General features: G+C 37.8%; 13 protein-coding genes and 3 other annotated features (1 of these 16 cut by a window edge). Of the genes, 12 read left to right on the top strand and 1 reads right to left on the bottom strand.

The window, feature by feature from the left end:
* Nucleotides 1-224: a binding site (T-box leader), on the top strand; it begins 5 nt to the left of the window's first position.
* Nucleotides 225-267: 43 nt separating this feature from the next.
* The 5 genes from pheS to MHH42_RS23040 all read left to right on the top strand — a co-directional run bounded on the left by pheS (nucleotide 268) and on the right by MHH42_RS23040 (nucleotide 6,910).
* On the top strand, nucleotides 268-1,302 hold the full coding sequence (pheS, locus tag MHH42_RS23060) for a phenylalanine--tRNA ligase subunit alpha (protein WP_000388217.1): 1,035 nt from the start codon (nucleotides 268-270) through the stop codon (nucleotides 1,300-1,302).
* An 18-nt stretch (nucleotides 1,303-1,320) separates the two neighbouring features.
* A complete protein-coding gene (gene pheT / locus MHH42_RS23055) occupies nucleotides 1,321-3,741 on the top strand; it encodes a phenylalanine--tRNA ligase subunit beta (RefSeq protein WP_097837551.1) in 2,421 nt (806 codons plus the stop codon).
* Between the two features lie 176 nt (nucleotides 3,742-3,917).
* Nucleotides 3,918-4,169 (top strand) — a binding site (T-box leader).
* A 52-nt stretch (nucleotides 4,170-4,221) separates the two neighbouring features.
* The gene (asnS, locus tag MHH42_RS23050; RefSeq protein ID WP_000432186.1) at nucleotides 4,222-5,613 is read left to right on the top strand and encodes an asparagine--tRNA ligase; all 1,392 of its coding nucleotides are present in this window, start codon (nucleotides 4,222-4,224) and stop codon (nucleotides 5,611-5,613) included.
* A gap of 177 nt (nucleotides 5,614-5,790) precedes the next feature.
* Complete coding sequence (locus MHH42_RS23045) at nucleotides 5,791-6,693, top strand: SDR family NAD(P)-dependent oxidoreductase (RefSeq protein ID WP_070173832.1); 903 nt, start codon at nucleotides 5,791-5,793, stop codon at nucleotides 6,691-6,693.
* Nucleotides 6,694-6,775: 82 nt separating this feature from the next.
* Nucleotides 6,776-6,910, top strand: a complete 135-nt coding sequence (locus MHH42_RS23040) for a YuzL family protein (RefSeq protein ID WP_000039591.1) — start codon at nucleotides 6,776-6,778, stop codon at nucleotides 6,908-6,910.
* 168 nt (nucleotides 6,911-7,078) lie between these two features.
* On the opposite strand, the gene rnhC is transcribed toward MHH42_RS23040, so the two are convergent.
* The gene (gene rnhC, locus MHH42_RS23035) at nucleotides 7,079-8,014 is read right to left on the bottom strand and encodes a ribonuclease HIII (protein ID WP_070173831.1); all 936 of its coding nucleotides are present in this window, start codon (nucleotides 8,012-8,014) and stop codon (nucleotides 7,079-7,081) included.
* 123 nt (nucleotides 8,015-8,137) lie between these two features.
* On the opposite strand from rnhC, the gene zapA reads away from it, so the two are divergent.
* From zapA to isdC, 7 genes are all read left to right on the top strand, one after another.
* Entirely contained in the window at nucleotides 8,138-8,407 is a 270-nt protein-coding gene (gene zapA / locus MHH42_RS23030; protein ID WP_000082703.1) for a cell division protein ZapA, read from the top strand.
* Nucleotides 8,408-8,409: 2 nt separating this feature from the next.
* Complete coding sequence (locus MHH42_RS23025) at nucleotides 8,410-8,949, top strand: CvpA family protein (RefSeq protein ID WP_000565405.1); 540 nt, start codon at nucleotides 8,410-8,412, stop codon at nucleotides 8,947-8,949.
* Nucleotides 8,950-9,004: 55 nt separating this feature from the next.
* Nucleotides 9,005-10,723 carry a DNA polymerase/3'-5' exonuclease PolX gene (polX, locus tag MHH42_RS23020; RefSeq protein ID WP_070173830.1) on the top strand — a complete coding sequence of 573 codons (1,719 nt, stop codon included), beginning with the start codon at nucleotides 9,005-9,007 and terminating at the stop codon, nucleotides 10,721-10,723.
* Nucleotides 10,724-10,742: 19 nt separating this feature from the next.
* Nucleotides 10,743-13,103 carry an endonuclease MutS2 gene (locus MHH42_RS23015; protein WP_000893740.1) on the top strand — a complete coding sequence of 787 codons (2,361 nt, stop codon included), beginning with the start codon at nucleotides 10,743-10,745 and terminating at the stop codon, nucleotides 13,101-13,103.
* A 193-nt stretch (nucleotides 13,104-13,296) separates the two neighbouring features.
* Nucleotides 13,297-13,986 (top strand): 23S rRNA pseudouridine(2604) synthase RluF, encoded by a 690-nt coding sequence (locus MHH42_RS23010; RefSeq protein WP_000700727.1) that lies wholly within the window; start codon nucleotides 13,297-13,299, stop codon nucleotides 13,984-13,986.
* Nucleotides 13,987-14,094: 108 nt separating this feature from the next.
* Nucleotides 14,095-14,350 (top strand) — a binding site (T-box leader).
* A gap of 114 nt (nucleotides 14,351-14,464) precedes the next feature.
* Complete coding sequence (brnQ6, locus tag MHH42_RS23005; protein WP_000842656.1) at nucleotides 14,465-15,790, top strand: branched-chain amino acid transport system II carrier protein BrnQ6; 1,326 nt, start codon at nucleotides 14,465-14,467, stop codon at nucleotides 15,788-15,790.
* 488 nt (nucleotides 15,791-16,278) lie between these two features.
* The gene (gene isdC / locus MHH42_RS23000) at nucleotides 16,279-16,977 is read left to right on the top strand and encodes a heme uptake protein IsdC (RefSeq protein WP_000714743.1); all 699 of its coding nucleotides are present in this window, start codon (nucleotides 16,279-16,281) and stop codon (nucleotides 16,975-16,977) included.
* The last annotated feature ends 21 nt before the right edge of the window (nucleotides 16,978-16,998 follow it).

Below are 16,998 nucleotides of genomic sequence, written 5' to 3'. Positions count from 1 at the left end.
AACGTTGATAGAGAAGAGTAACTTACAAAATCGCCATATAGGGAGAGAATGCCTTAGACTGAAAGCATTCTTATGGTAGACGGAAGTGAATTCACCTCTGGAGTTGACGCCAGGACCATGTATATGTAAAGGCGTTCCGGTCAGAATTGATCGTTATAAATAATGAGTGGGCAGACTTGTTCTGTCAATTTAGGGTGGTACCGCGAATTTACCTCGTCCCTTTTTGGGAGCGAGGTTTTTTTATTTTTAAAATTAGGAGGGTTCCAAATGGAAGCACGTTTAAAAGAGCTAAAGCAAAAAGCGTTAGAGCTTATTGAAGAAGCGAAAGAGCTAAAGGGCTTAAATGACGTACGCGTAGCGTATTTAGGGAAAAAAGGCCCAATTACAGAAGTATTACGCGGCATGGGAAAATTATCAGCGGAAGAGCGTCCACGTATGGGAGCATTAGTAAATGAAGTACGTGAAGCGATTCAAACGCGTCTAGATGACAAAATTGGTAACTTAGAAAAAGCAGTAATTGAAGCGAAATTAGCTACTGAAACAATTGATGTTACCTTGCCAGGTCGTCCTGTTGAAACAGGTTGTCACCATCCGTTAACAGCTGTTGTTGAACAAATTGAAGATGTATTCATCGGTATGGGTTATGAAGTAGCTGAAGGAACAGAAGTAGAAAAAGACTACTACAACTTCGAAGCATTAAACTTACCGAAAGATCATCCAGCGCGTGATATGCAAGATACATTCTACATTACAGAAGAAACGTTACTACGTACGCATACATCTTCTGTGCAAGCACGCACGATGGAAAATAACAAAGAAAAAGGCCCAATCAAAATTATTTGTCCTGGTAAAGTGTATCGCCGCGATGACGATGATGCGACGCATTCACACCAATTCATGCAAATTGAAGGTCTTGTAATTGATAAAAACATTCGTATGAGTGACTTAAAAGGTACACTGCAAGTATTCGTGAAAAAGATGTTCGGTGAAGACCGTGAAATCCGTCTTCGTCCAAGTTTCTTCCCATTCACAGAGCCATCTGTAGAGATGGATATTTCGTGTATGATGTGTCACGGTAAAGGTTGTGGCACTTGTAAAGGAACTGGCTGGATTGAAATTTTAGGCGCAGGTATGGTTCACCCGAACGTACTTGAAATGGCTGGTTATGATTCAAAAGAATATCAAGGTTTCGCATTCGGTATGGGCGCAGAACGTATCGCAATGTTGAAATACGGCGTAGATGACATTCGTCATTTCTATACAAATGACGTACGTTTCTTACAACAATTCAAACGAGCGTAAGGGAAGGAGAGGATAAATATGTTCGTATCATATCGTTGGTTACAAGAGTATGTAGATATTAAAGATGTAACAGCACAAGAACTAGCAGACAAAATCACGAAAAGTGGTATTGAAGTAGAAGATGTTGAAGTATTAAATAAAGGTGTAAAAGGTGTTGTAGTTGGTCACGTATTAGAGTGTGAAAAACACCCAGAAGCTGATAAGTTAAGCAAATGCTTAATCGATATCGGTGAAGAAGAACCAGTTCAAATTATTTGTGGTGCTGCTAACATTGCAAAAGGTTTAAAAGTACCAGTTGCAAAAGTTGGCGCTGTACTTCCTGGTAACTTCAAAATTAAAAAAGCAAAACTACGCGGTGAAGCTTCTCATGGTATGGTTTGTGCTCTTCAAGAGCTTGGCATTGATGGAAAGTTAGTTTCAAAAGAATACGCAGATGGTATCTTCATCTTCCCAAGTGACGCTGAAGTTGGTGCAGATGCACTTGAAATTTTAAACTTACATGATGAAGTACTTGAGCTTGGTTTAACACCAAACCGTGCAGATTGCTTAAACATGTTAGGTGTTGCATATGAAGTAGCTGCTATTTACGGCCGTGAAGTAAAACTTCCAGCTATCGACTTACAAGAAACAGCAGAAAAAACTTCTGACTACATTTCTGTAAGTGTAGAAGCGAAAGAAGAAAACCCATTATATATTGCAAAAATGGTGAAGAACGTAAAGATTGGTCCATCACCAATGTGGATGCAAACGCGCCTTATGGCAGCTGGCATTCGTCCAATTAGCAATGTAGTTGATATTACAAACTACATTTTAATGGAATACGGTCAACCGTTACATGCATTCGATTACGATAAATTAGGTTCAAAAGAAATCGTTGTTCGTCTTGCAAAAGAAGGCGAAAAAATTGAAACGTTAGATGATCAAGAGCGTACGTTACAAGAACATCATCTTGTAATTACAAACGGCACAAAAGCTTTAGCGGTTGCTGGTGTAATGGGCGGAGCTGATTCTGAAGTTACAAATGAGACGGTAAACGTTTTAATCGAGTCTGCATACTTTGCAGGTCAAACAGTGCGCCGTACATCAAAAGACTTAGGTCTTCGCAGTGAATCAAGTGCACGTTTTGAAAAAGGAATTGATCCAACACGTACGTTTGAAGCAATTCAACACGCAGCTGCTTTAATGGCGAAATATGCTGGCGGAGAAGCACTTGAAGGTGTAGTAGAAGCTGATAACTTACAAGTACAAGAGCGTACAGTATCTGTTACGGCTGAAAAAGTAAACCGTGTATTAGGTACAGATATTTCTGCAAGTGAAATGGGTACAATGTTCACAAACTTGAAATTCCCATTCACAGAAGTAGAAGGAACATTCCATGTAAATGTACCAGCACGTCGTCCTGATATTACAATTTCAGAAGACCTAGTAGAAGAAGTGGGTCGTCTGTATGGGTATGATCACATTCCAGTTACATTACCTTCTGGAACGATGACACGTGGTAAATTAACATCAGCACAAACGAAACGTCGTAAAGTACGTCGCTTCTTAGAAGGTGCTGGTTTATATGAAGCAATCACATATTCATTAACAAGCGCTGACAAAGCGAAACAATATATGGTTGAGCCGAACGAAAAAGCTCCTGTAAATCTTGCGCTTCCAATGAGTGAAGAGCGTAGTCAACTTCGTTTAAGCTTAGTGCCACAATTGTTAGAAGCAGTTTCATACAATGTTGCACGTAAAAACGACAGTGTTGCTCTATACGAAGTAGGTTCTATCTTCTTACCGACAGAAGCAGGAGAACTTCCGAAAGAAGAACAACATCTTGCAGGTGTTATGACAGGTCTTGCTCTTCACCATGCATGGCAAGGCGAGAAGAAAGTAGTAGACTTCTTCGTTATGAAAGGTGTGCTAGAAGGATTATTCGACGTACTTGGCGTTGCAAACCAAATCGCATATGCACCAGCAAAACGTGAAGGTATGCACCCAGGCCGTACAGCTGACATCGTATTAGATGGCGAAGTAATTGGATTCATCGGTCAATTGCATCCAGAATCGCAAAAACAATTGGATGTGAAAGATACATTCGTATTCGAACTATCTCTTGTAAAAGTATTCGGTGCAGACGTGGAAGAAACTTACTACTTACCAATCCCACGTTTCCCATCGATGACACGTGATATGGCTGTTGTTGTAACGAAAGAAACAAAAGCTGGCGAAATGAAGCAAGTCATTGCTGAAGCTGGTGGAGAACTTCTGAAAGACGTAACACTATTCGACTTATACGAAGGTGAAAAAATGGAAGAAGGCAAGAAATCACTTGCATTCTCTATGACTTACTTCGATGCAGAACGTACGTTAACAGACGAAGAAGTAACAGAAGCACATAACCGTGTATTAACAACGGTAGAAGAGAAATTTGGTGCGGAGTTACGTAAGTAATAAGAAATTGCCGGATCTATTCCGGCAATTTTTTTTATGATGCGATTGTCGATATATTATAAAAATTGCCGATATATTTGAAGTTACGGTCGATATATTGCGAAAATCGCTGATATATTTTCTGGTGTCTTGCATCTTTCCCTCGAATGTAGTACATTAATTTTAGTTTAACAAAATGAAAGACGATGATAAGGAAAAGTAGTATATACTATAATCCATAGCGAGTCAGGGACGGTGAGAGCCTGATGAGGCGGTATATGTGAAGAACACCTTGGAGTTGCTAACCGAAATTGAATCTTGTATTCAAGAGTAGACTTAGACGGGAATCCGGCCTGTTACAAACCGGGAAGTATGTATTACATACGAGTTAAAGTTGGTCTTTATGACAAATTGGGTGGTACCGCGAAGTTTAACCTTTCGTCCCTTTATGGATGAAAGGTTTTTTTGTATTTAAATATATCAGCAAAGGAGAATTTCACTATGGAAAACACATTAGTAAAAAGTCTGTATAGAGATACAGAAAAGTATGCAGATCAAACAGTACAAGTATCAGGGTGGATTCGTAACTTACGTGATTCAAAAGCATTTGGTTTCATCGAATTAAACGACGGTAGCTTCTTCAAAAGCGTTCAAATCGTTTTCGATACAGAATTAGAGAACTTCAAAGAAATTGCAAAACTTCCACTTAGCTCTTCAGTTAAAGTAGAAGGTAAAGTAATTGCAACGCCTGGAGCGAAGCAACCATTTGAAATTAAAGCAGAAAAAATTGATATCGAGGGCTTATCAGATTCTGATTACCCACTTCAAAAGAAGCGTCATACGTTTGAATACTTACGTACAATCGCTCACTTACGCCCAAGAACAAATGCATTCTCTGCAACGTTCCGCGTACGTTCTATCGCAGCATTTGCGATTCACCAATTCTTCCAAGAGCGTGGATTCGTACATGTTCACACACCGATCATTACTGGTAGTGATACAGAAGGTGCTGGCGAAATGTTCCGTGTAACAACGCAAGATTTAAACAACGTATCAAAAGGTGAAGACGGACAAGTTGATGAATCAAAAGACTTCTTCGGTAAAGAAACAAACTTAACAGTAAGTGGACAGCTGAACGCTGAAGCTTATGCATTAGCATTCCGTGATGTATACACATTCGGACCTACATTCCGTGCGGAGAACTCAAACACAACTCGCCATGCAGCTGAGTTCTGGATGGTTGAGCCTGAGATTGCATTTGCTGAATTAGGCGATGTAATGGATCTTACAGAAGATATGCTGAAATATGCAATGAAATATGTATTAGAACACGCACCAGAAGAAATGGACTTCTTCAACAGCTTCGTTGATAAAACAGTTCTAGAGCGCATGAACAATGTGATTAACTCTGACTTCGGTCGTATCACTTATACAGAAGCAATTAAAGTACTTCAAGAATCAGGTGCTGACTTTAAATACCCAGTAGAATGGGGTATTGACTTACAAACAGAGCATGAAAGATACTTATCAGAAGAAATCTTCAAACGCCCTGTATTCGTAACAGACTATCCAAAAGACATTAAAGCGTTCTATATGCGTATGAATGAAGACGGTAAAACAGTAGCTGCTACTGACCTTCTAGTTCCTGGCATCGGCGAATTAATTGGCGGAAGTCAACGTGAAGAAAGAATGGACGTTTTAGTAGAAAGAATTAAAGAACTAGGCATGAACGAAGAGGACTACTGGTGGTACTTAGAACTTAGAAAATACGGCGGTACAAAACACGCTGGATTCGGTCTAGGTTTCGAGCGCTTCCTAATGTACATTACTGGTATGGCTAACATCCGTGACGTAATTCCATTCCCAAGAACTCCAGGTTCTTCTGAGTTTTAAGATATAAAAAAAGCGAGAGCAACTGCTCTCGCTTTTTTTATTGAGAAAGGTTGTAATTGCAACCTGAACTTTATAAAGTATTTCACGACTAGAAAAGATGTTGTTCATAGTTCAATTCCCACTTCATATATAAGTAAAACGAATGCGACATTTATATAGGGAAGGGGTTTTTATACAATGGGGGAAATTCCAAGTCATACAAAGTGGACATTGCGTGACAAGTATATAGTAATCACTGGTGCAACAAGTGGTATTGGATTAGCGGCAGCTAAGGTGTTTGCAAAAAGCGGTGCTAAGCTAGGAATCATTGCACGTAATGAAGCAAAAGCGAATGATGTTATGACTCAACTTGAAAATATAACGGATGGGAATGCAGTGGTAGATATATTTTTCGCTGATATGTCTTCCCAACAATCTATACGCCAGGTAGCTACCAATATTTTAGAAAGATGTCCGAGAATTGATATATTAGTAAATAATGCGGGTGCTTTATTTCAAACAAGGCAAATTACAGAGGTCGGTTTGGAGATGACCTGGGCGGTAAACCATTTAGGTCCATTCTTACTTACAGATTTGTTGTTGGAGCGTTTAAAAGAAAGTGCTCCTGCTCGCGTCATTACCACTGCATCTCACGGTCACAAAATGGCTAAAAAGGGAATTGATTTCGATGATCTAGATGCAGAACAACTGTATCGCGGTATTAAGAAGTTCATGGGCGGTCCTACAATGCGTTATGCACAAACAAAACTAGCTAACATTTTATTCACCTCTGAATTGGCACAGCGGTTGGAGGGAACGGGTGTTAGTGCTTATAGCTTTGACCCGGGGCTAGTGAATACGAATTTTAACCAGGATAATGGTCTAGCTGCTCGCTTAACTATGGCAGCAATGAAACCTTTCTCCCGTACGCCGGAGAAAGGTGCTGAAACTTTAGTATGGCTAGCAGAATCAACTGGATTTACTAATCAGAGTGGTTATTACTATGCCGATAAACAAGTAGGGGAAATGTCTGAAGCTGCCTTGGATAAGGATGCAGCAAAGCGTCTATGGGACATAAGCGAAAACCAAACACGAGAGTAAAAGAGTAGCGAGTATATGTTCAGATTATTATGTTGAATAGTTTTTTACCCTTAAGTAAAAAGTAACCTTGGGGGTGAGTGCAATGAGTAAAAAAGTGAAAAAAGACCATTCAAGATCAATCCTAGGTTCTCCAGAAGTGGAAGGACAAGGGACAACAACACATGAAACTGGTTCTCATAAAGTATCTTCATCAAATAAGAAGCAGAAACGAAGCTAATATAAAAAAGGGAGAGTCTTGGCGGCTCTCCTTTTTTATAGGGGAATTACTAAAAATGAGTTAATTTAGCGATATAGTTAGGAGAGGAAAATAGTAAATGCAATTACATTGAATCGAGAACACATGAAACAAAAAACAGGAGTTTGTAAGCCCCTGTTTTTGTCGATACTATTTCAATAAGCGAAACGCTTTCTCTGTATTAGCAAAATGCAGTTTTACAAACTCAGGTAATCTTTCTTTACCTACTTTTTGAATTAATTTAGCAGCGGCAATATCAACTTGTTTACCAGCACCTTTTGGAAGTAGCATACCAGCTTTTTTACTTAGTTCATCAAATTGTTTTACGAATGAGTAACGAGCTAAAATGGAAGCGGCGGCAACAGCTAAATGAACACTTTCACCTTTCGTAGCGAAGTAAACATTTTCACGCTGTACCTGTTTTTGTTTTGCTAAATACTTATAGTATGTATCAGGTTGCGTAAATTGGTCGATTAAGATGCCTTCTGGTGTTGTAGGAGCAATTTTCGCTAATAAGTTTGTAATGGCTTTATTGTGTAGTAAAGCTTTTAGCTTACCTTGATTATTTCCTTTATCAAATAGCTCGTTATATTTTTCATTATGAAGAACGAGAGAGCTGTAAGGAACAACGTGAAGTAGTTGTTTTGCAATAGCGGTAATTTGAGCATCGTTTAAGTTTTTGGAGTCTTTTACACCAAGTTCTTTTAAAAGTGGAATTTGTTTTGCGTCCACATATACAGCAACTACTGTCATCGGTCCGAAGTAATCACCAGTACCTACTTCATCTGATCCTGCTATAGACATTGTACCGATGGAAGCAGGCGGTGCATAACGATGAGAATCGACCGATTTTTTTACAGTTGTTTTCGGTGTTTGAGAGACAGTTTGCCAACGAGAAGCTTCTGCTTCAGCACGTCCACCTTGGAACATTACTTTTCCAGATTTATATGCTGTAATCGTGCAAGATGGCACCTTTGCCATAAAGATACCGCCTTGCGGAATTTTTGAGCTAAGTGCTTGTTTATATTGTTGTTTCATGTCTTCAATTACTGTAGAACTTGTTTGTATTACGATAGAATTTGACAAAATGGTCGCTCCTTTTTTATATTGTTATTTTTATCATATCGGATTGTTCTTTCTGTTTCCATATTATGATGGTTCATGGTATGATAAACTTTAGGATTCTGTACGTGATTGGAGGCCGGTGAGTTGTCACAACAAAAGGGAAATAAAAGTCGAATTAATGTAGAAATATATGGCCAACAGTATTCAGTTGTTGGCGATGAAAGTACAAGTCATATCCGCATGGTAGCAGCGATTGTGGATGATAAAATGCGCGAACTCAATGCCAAGAATCCTTCGCTTGATACGAGTAGACTAGCGGTATTGACGGCGGTAAACGTCATACACGATTACATAAAATTAAAAGAAGAACATGAGAAGTTGAAAGAAAGTATGACAAAAAAAGGAATGGAATAAACATGATTGATATTATTATCATTTTACTGCTTGTTATGGGATTTTTCCTCGGATTACGCAGAGGTTTTATCTTACAACTTGTAAAGTTAACAAGCTTTATTATCGCATACCTTGTTGCATACTGGTACTGTAAAGATTTAGCGCCAGCACTTGCGAAATTTATTCCGTATCCATTTGATAAAAATGTATCTGTTCCAGAATGGATTGATGCAAATAATATTGAGACAGTATTTTATCAAGCAATTGCGTTTATCGTATTATTTATTATTACAAAAATCGCACTTTCATTACTTGGTAATTTGTTAAATATGTTTGCAGAAATACCGGTGTTAAAGCAAGTAAATGCGTTTGCGGGGGCAATCCTCGGATTTTTAGAAGTATATATTATTTTGTTTGTTTTAATTATTGTTGGAAATATTCTTCCGATTGAACAAATACAAACACCATTACAAAAATCATCAATTAGCAAAATAATTGTAGACGATACACCGATTCTCTCTGAAAAGGTGAAGGAGCTATGGCAGACAGGTAGCAGAGTATAACTTCTCTTTTTTCGGAAAGAGAAGTTTTTTTCTATGAAAGAAAGGCGGGGCAATGATGAAAGTAAATAAAAAACAAGTTATTAAATTACTAGAGACAATCGGGCTTTTTATGGAATTAAAGGGTGCGAATCCATTTAAAATATCTGCATTTCGTAAAGCAGCAGCAGCACTAGAAAGTGATGATCGTAGTCTTTCTGAAATTGAAGATTTCACAAAGATTCCAGGTATCGGAAAAGGAACGGCAGCAGTTATTCAAGAATATATAGAATCGGGAACATCTGAAGTATTACAAGAACTTGAAAAAGAAGTGCCAAGCAGTTTGTTACCTTTATTAAAACTTCCGGGCCTTGGTGGTAAAAAGGTAGCTAAGTTATACAAAGAACTTGGTGTTGTGGATATGGAATCGTTAAAAGCTGTTTGTGAGGAAAATAAAGTACAAGCTTTAGCAGGTTTCGGTAAGAAAACAGAAGAGAAGATATTAGAAGCAATTGATCAAGTAGGATCTCGTCCAGAACGTTTACCGATTGCGATGGTATTACCTATTGCCGGGGAAATAGAGGAGAAGTTGTCGAATATTACCGAAGTAATTCGTTTTTCTCGCGCTGGTAGCTTACGCCGTGTTCGTGAGACAGTGAAGGATTTAGATTTCATTATTGCAACGACAGAACCAGCAGCAGTACGTGAACATTTATTGCAATTCGATAATATGATTGAAGTAATTGCAAGTGGAGATACGAAAGTTTCTGTTCGTCTTCAATACGAATATGATATTTCAATCGATTTCCGTTTAGTAAAACCAGAAGAGTTTATTACAACGCTTCACCATTTCACAGGATCAAAAGACCATAACGTAAAAATGCGCCAAATTGCAAAAGATAAAGGCGAAAAAATTAGTGAGTACGGTGTAGAGAACTTGGAAACAGGTGAAGTAAAAACATTCGAGACTGAGGAAGAATTTTTTGCTCATTTCGGTCTTCCATTTATCCCACCAGAAGTGCGTGAAGATGGAAAAGAAATTGAATTAATTAAAGAGTATCCAAACTTAATTCAGTTTTCTGATATACAAGGTGATTTACATATGCATACAACGTGGAGTGACGGTGCTTTTTCTATTGAAGAAATGGTACAGGCATGTCGTGCCCGTGGATATAAGTTTATGGCGATTACTGATCACTCACAATACTTGAAAGTAGCGAACGGTTTAACGAAAGAGCGTCTTCGTGAACAAGCGAAAGAAATTGAACGCATGAATGAAAAGTATCCAGACATTACAATTTTACGCGGAATTGAAATGGACATTTTACCGGATGCATCACTTGATTTTGATGATGAAGTATTAGCAGAATTAGATTATGTTATTGGAGCTATCCACTCTAGCTTCTCACAAGACCGTGAAACGATTATGAAGCGTCTTCGCGCTGCACTTGAGAATAAACATGTTACAATGATTGCTCACCCGACAGGACGCCTTCTTGGACGTCGCGAGGGTTACGATGTAGACACAGATTTATTAATTGAACTCGCAAAAGAAACAAATACAGTTTTAGAATTAAATGCAAATCCAAACCGTCTAGATTTAAGCGCGAAATTATTAAAACAAGCACAAGATGCTGGTGTAAAAGTAGCGATTAATACGGATGCTCATACACTTGAAATGTTAGAAGACATGGAAACAGGTGTAGCAGCAGCACGTAAAGGTTGGATTCAAAAAGATAACGTGATTAACACGTGGGATATTGAACGTTTATTAGACTATATTAAACGTAATAAGTAACACAAGGGGGACCTGCAACATGTTAGAAAGAACGTTGCGTGTATTAGAATACAATAAAGTAAAAGAACAATTACTTGAACATACAGCCTCTTCACTTGGTCGTGACAAAGTGAAGAATTTAGTACCGAGCACTGATTTTGAAGAAATTGTAGAACTACAAGATACGACGGATGAAGCGGCGAAAGTCATTCGTTTAAAAGGGAGTGCGCCATTAGGTGGTATTACTGATGTTCGCTCAAATGTGAAGCGTGCAAAAATCGGAAGTATGTTAAGCCCAAATGAACTACTTGATATTGCAAATACGATGTATGGTAGTCGCAATATGAAACGTTTTATCGAAGATATGGTTGATAATGGTGTCGAGCTTCCGATTTTAGAAACTCACGTCGCTCAAATTGTATCTTTATATGACTTAGAAAAGAAAATTACAAATTGTATCGGTGATGGCGGTGAAGTAGTCGATAGCGCAAGTGATAAACTACGTGGTATTCGTAACCAAATTCGTACTGCGGAAAGCCGTATTCGTGAAAAGTTAGAGAATATGACGCGTTCTTCAAACGCACAAAAGATGTTATCTGATGCGATTGTAACGATCCGTAACGAACGTTACGTAATCCCGGTAAAACAAGAATACCGCGGTGTATATGGTGGTATTGTTCACGATCAATCTGCTTCTGGACAAACGTTATTTATTGAACCACAAGTAATTGTAGAATTAAATAACGCACTTCAAGAAGCACGTGTGAAAGAAAAACAAGAAATCGAACGCATCTTATTAATGTTAACAGAAGAAGTGGCAGTAGAAGCTGATATTGTTTTGTCTAACGTAGAAGTAGTTGCAAATCTTGACTTCATTTTTGCAAAAGCTTTTTATGCGAAGCGAATTAAAGCAACGAAGCCAATCGTAAATAACGAGCGCTACATGGATTTAAGACAAGCGCGTCATCCGCTTATTGATCCGGAAATTATTGTGCCAAATAACATTATGCTCGGTAAAGATTTCACAACAATTGTAATTACAGGACCGAATACAGGTGGTAAAACAGTTACGCTGAAAACGGTTGGTATTTGTGTATTAATGGCGCAATCTGGTCTTCATATTCCAGTAATGGATGAGTCAGAGATTTGTGTATTTAAAAATATTTTCGCTGATATCGGTGATGAGCAATCGATTGAACAAAGTTTAAGTACGTTCTCCTCACATATGGTGAACATTGTAGATATTTTAGAAAAAGCTGATTTTGAAAGCTTAGTTTTATTCGATGAATTAGGTGCTGGAACAGACCCGCAAGAAGGGGCTGCACTAGCAATTTCAATTTTAGATGAAGTATGTAATCGTGGTGCTCGCGTTGTTGCAACGACGCATTACCCGGAATTAAAAGCATACGGATATAACCGTGAGCAAGTTATTAATGCGAGTGTTGAGTTCGATGTGAACACATTAAGCCCAACGTATAAATTATTAATCGGTGTACCAGGACGTAGTAACGCCTTTGAAATTTCGAAGCGCCTTGGATTATCTGATCGCGTTATTGATCAAGCGCGTAACCATATTAGTACGGATACAAATAAAATTGAAAATATGATTGCGAAGTTAGAAGAAAGTCAAAAGAACGCAGAGCGTGACTGGAACGAAGCAGAAGCGCTTCGTAAGCAATCTGAAAAACTTCATCGTGAATTACAGCGTCAAATTATTGAATTTAACGAAGAGCGTGATGAAAAATTATTAAAAGCGCAAAAAGAAGGGGAAGAAAAAGTCGAAGCTGCGAAGAAAGAAGCAGAGGGCATTATTCACGAACTTCGTCAATTGCGCAAAGCGCAGCTTGTAAACGTGAAAGATCACGAGCTTATTGAAGCGAAGAGCCGCCTAGAAGGTGCAGCGCCAGAGCTTGTGAAGAAACAAAAAGTGAATGTGAAAAACACAGCGCCAAAACAACAATTACGTGCAGGCGATGAAGTAAAAGTATTAACGTTCGGTCAAAAAGGTCAATTACTTGAAAAAGTAAGTGATACAGAGTGGAGCGTACAAATTGGTATTCTGAAGATGAAAGTGAAAGAATCCAATATGGAATACATTAATACACCGAAGCAAACAGAGAAAAAAGCAGTTGCAAGTGTGAAGGGTAGAGATTATCACGTGTCGTTAGAGCTTGACCTTCGCGGTGAGCGTTACGAAGATGCAATGATGCGCGTTGAAAAATATTTAGACGATGCACAGCTTGCAAGCTATCCTCGTGTGTCAATCATTCACGGTAAAGGAACAGGAGCGCTTCGCCAAGGTGTACAAGATTACTTGAAAAAACATCGCGGCGTGAAAAACTACCGTTACGGTGACATGGGCGAGGGAGGCCTAGGTGTAACAGTTGTCGAATTAAAATAGCAAACAACGAAACAAAGGGGAAACCATTATATGTTTATGGACAAACTTGCAAAAGCATTGTTAGCTTGTTGTGGAATATTTTTGGTGATTGGGGTTATTTATTTAGTTGTTTTTGCGAAGTGAAGGAGCGTCAATCGTGGCATAATGATATTGCCATAGATTGACGCTTTTAATATACGAAAAGGAACAAAATATGAAAATCAACCAATACATAAGCGAAGCAAAATCCTGCTCAAGACGCGAAACAGATCGTCTTATTAAAGCTGGACGCGTGGCTATTAACGGCGAAATTTGTACGCACGGTGCTCTCGTGAGCGATGATGATGTTGTAACGATTGATGGGCAGGTTATTGCAAAAGAAGAGAAAGAAAAGGTGTATATCGCTTTTCATAAACCAGTTGGAATTACTTGTACAGCAGCCGATCATATTGAAGATAATATTATTGATTATATCAATTACCCAGAGCGAATCTTTCCCGTTGGACGATTAGATAAAGCATCGGAAGGACTTATTTTATTAACGAATGATGGCGCGATTGCGAATCAAATTTTACACGGAGATCACGAGCATGAGAAAGAATACGTTGTGACGGTAGATAAACCTTTTACAGATTGGTTTATTGATGAGATGTCCAGCGGTGTAAAGATTAAAGATGGAATGACGAAGCCATGCAAAGTGACGAGAGTCGGCCAATCTACATTTCGCATCGTTTTAACACAAGGAATGAACAGGCAAATTCGTAGAATGAGCCGTGCTTTCGGGTTTACTGTAACAAAGCTAAAGCGAGTGCGCATTATGAATATAGAATTACATGAGCTTGAAGTGGGAAAGTGGCGGAGCGTTACAGCTGAAGAGTTAGAAATTTTAATAGGGCAGTTATAGGGAGGGAAAATTTTCTCCCTATATTTTTTTGTCAGAAAAAATAAAACTATTGATTTTTTAAAAAATAGCCCATATAATAAAAAACAACAAGTTTCGACAAGATATTTTATAAAAGTAATGATGAGGACATGAGTTGTTTTCTACGATTCTCAGAGAGGGAAGCCTTAGGCTGTGAGCTTCCTAATACGAAAAGACAATCTTACCACCTCTAAACTTCAAGAGTGAACTGCATGCATGATGCATTGTAATTCTTGGCGGATAAAACCGTTATCAATTTACACGAGCTATAAAATGAGCTTATTTCGTTATAAATTCATTTTATTAGAATAAGGGTGGAACCACGATTTCAACACTCGTCCCTTTGTTAGGGACGGGTGTTTTTTGCGTTCTTTTACGGGGAAGTATGCTTGAAAGAGGAGATTTGACGGATTTTAATTCAGAATATTTTGTCAATTGATTATTTAGGAGGTTAGTAGAAATGAAATCATCTTTAAAATTTTCTGAGATGTTTGCAATAAGTTTAATGTTATTTGCACTATTTTTCGGTGCAGGTAATATGATTTTTCCACCAGCGTTAGGACAAGGTGCTGGAACAGATGTATGGATCGCGTTATTTGGTTTTATCGTAACAGGTGTTGGATTGCCTTTATTAGGGGTAATCGTTATAGCTCTAAAGGGAGATATTAATGAGCTAGCAGGACGTGTGCATCCTATCTTCGCACTTGTTTTTATCACTGCAATTTATTTATGCTTAGGCGTATTCGTAAGCGTTCCGCGTACAGGGACAGTTGCTTATGAAATGAGTGTTGCACCATTTTTACCAAGTGAGATAGCTAGCCAATCCTATCCACTTGTTATCTTTACATTTATTTTCTTTGCGGTAACTTTCTATTTAGCTTTAAATCCTTCAAAATTAGTGGGACGCATCGGTAAAGTGTTAACTCCAATTTTATTAGCTGTTATTGCAATTATTGTAGGTAAAGCACTTATTACACCAATTGGAGAATTTGGTTCACCGACAGAAGCGTATAGTGCTCCTCTTTTCAAAGGTTTTATTGACGGATATTTAACTTTAGATGGACTGGCAGCACTTGTTTTCGGAAATGTTGTCATTAATGCTTTAAAAGCAAAAGGTGTTACAAATAAGAATAGCATTGCGAAAGTAACAATCTTTGCAGGATTTATTGCAGCACTTGGTTTACTACTTGTGTATTTAGCGCTTGCGTATCTTGGAGCTTCTAGTGTATCGCTTGGAATGGGCGCAAACGGAGGCATTATTTTAACAAACGTTGTAAATCATTTATTTGGTAGTTACGGAACATTATTACTAGGTATTGCAATTACAGCAGCATGTTTAACAACTTCTGTAGGTATTGTTGCAGCTTGTGGAGAATATTTCTCTTCCTTATTACCAAAGCTTTCATATCAAAAAGTCGTTTTCATTTTCTGTGTACTAGCATTTATGGTAGCCAATCTTGGTTTAACGCAGTTAAACGCATTAGCATTACCAATCTTAATCGCCATTTATCCAATTGGAATCGTTCTTATCGTATTATCACTTGTTGAAAACTACGTTCGTCTTCCATTAGCGATGTATGTGGGTGGTATTGTAGGAGCGTTCGCAATTAGTTTCTTTGATGGATTACACAATGCAAACCTTCAAATTGCAGCATTAGCACCTATTTTAGATAAAATTCCATTATATAGTGTAGGAATTGGTTGGTTAGTTCCAGGCATAATCGGTATAGGATTTGGTTATATAGTTTCTAAGTTTCAAAAGCAGGAAATTGCTGTAGAAAAATAGAGAAAAGAGGCTTTCTATAATAGAAAGTCTCTTTTTTTTGTAGAAAAAGCCACATATAGAGAAATTCAGATATTAAAAATTTTATACGTAATATAGTTGACAAAAAATTTATGAGTAGGCTAAGATTGACTTAGTTGTGGAAATATTGGAAGGGAAGTGAAGGAAAGGGGTTTCTATAACTATAGTGTTGTTATGGGAAGAGGTGAAAGAAGAGGAAAAGGGATAGTTTATTTTTTTTGATTTATATTGAGAATGATAATCAATGAATAAGTTTTATAATTTTTTCTCAGTTTCTATGCCTTCGTATAAGGAATAGGGTGAGATATTATTTTTAATATTCAATGAGAATGATAATCAATAATACTTATGTTACATAAAAGAATGCTAATTAAATATAGGTGGAAAAGGTTATTTTTTTCTTATAAATTGAGAATAATTATCATTTTCAAAAAGTGAAATGCAAGATAAACAAGGAGGAAACAAGAAAAATGAAAAAGTTTTCTGTATTACCCGCTTTTATTATGACATTTGTATGTATGCTAGCTTTTCTTGTAGTGCCGTTCGGACAAGCTTCAGCAAAATTAGCTGACGGTACGTATGATATTAACTACGTAATACAAAAAGCGGAAAACGAGTCAGCTTCAATGGCAAATGATTATTTTGAAAAGCCAGCTAAGTTAGTTGTAAAAAATGGTGAGATGAAAGTTCAAGTTCCAATGAACCATAGTGCTTGGATTACAGAATTTAAAGCACCGGAGAATGGAAATTTTGTTGATGCAAAAGTAGTGAGTAAGGACGAAGGGGCTGATAAAAGAACGGTTGAATTTAAAGTTGATGATCTATCAAAGCCGTTGGGAGTAAAAATTCATGTTGTTGTACCAAGTGCAAACTATGACCACCACTATACAATTCGTTTTGCGTTTGATGCAAATGTAAAAGCTGTAGGTGGCGATAACGGTGTAGTTGCTGCAACAAAAAATAATGACCAAGCGAAAACAGATACACAAGTAAAAGAAGAAAAAACGAAAGTAGAGAATAAAGAAGCGAATAAAGAAACAAATGAGAGTGGAAAAGCTGAAAAAACAGATAATCCAAAAACGGGAGACGAAGCACGTATCGGATTCTTTGCAGCGTTACTTCTTGTTTCAGGTGTTTTCTTAATTCGTAAAGCGAAGCTAAACAAATAAATATTTCGAAGGGTGATGAAT

Origin of the sequence: Bacillus sp. FSL L8-0099, from assembly GCF_038006385.1 — a bacterium.
GTDB classification, from domain to species: domain Bacteria; phylum Bacillota; class Bacilli; order Bacillales; family Bacillaceae_G; genus Bacillus_A; species Bacillus_A toyonensis.
The sequence above is the reverse complement of the archived record's forward strand: the minus strand, read 5'-3'. Positions and strand labels throughout refer to the sequence as shown.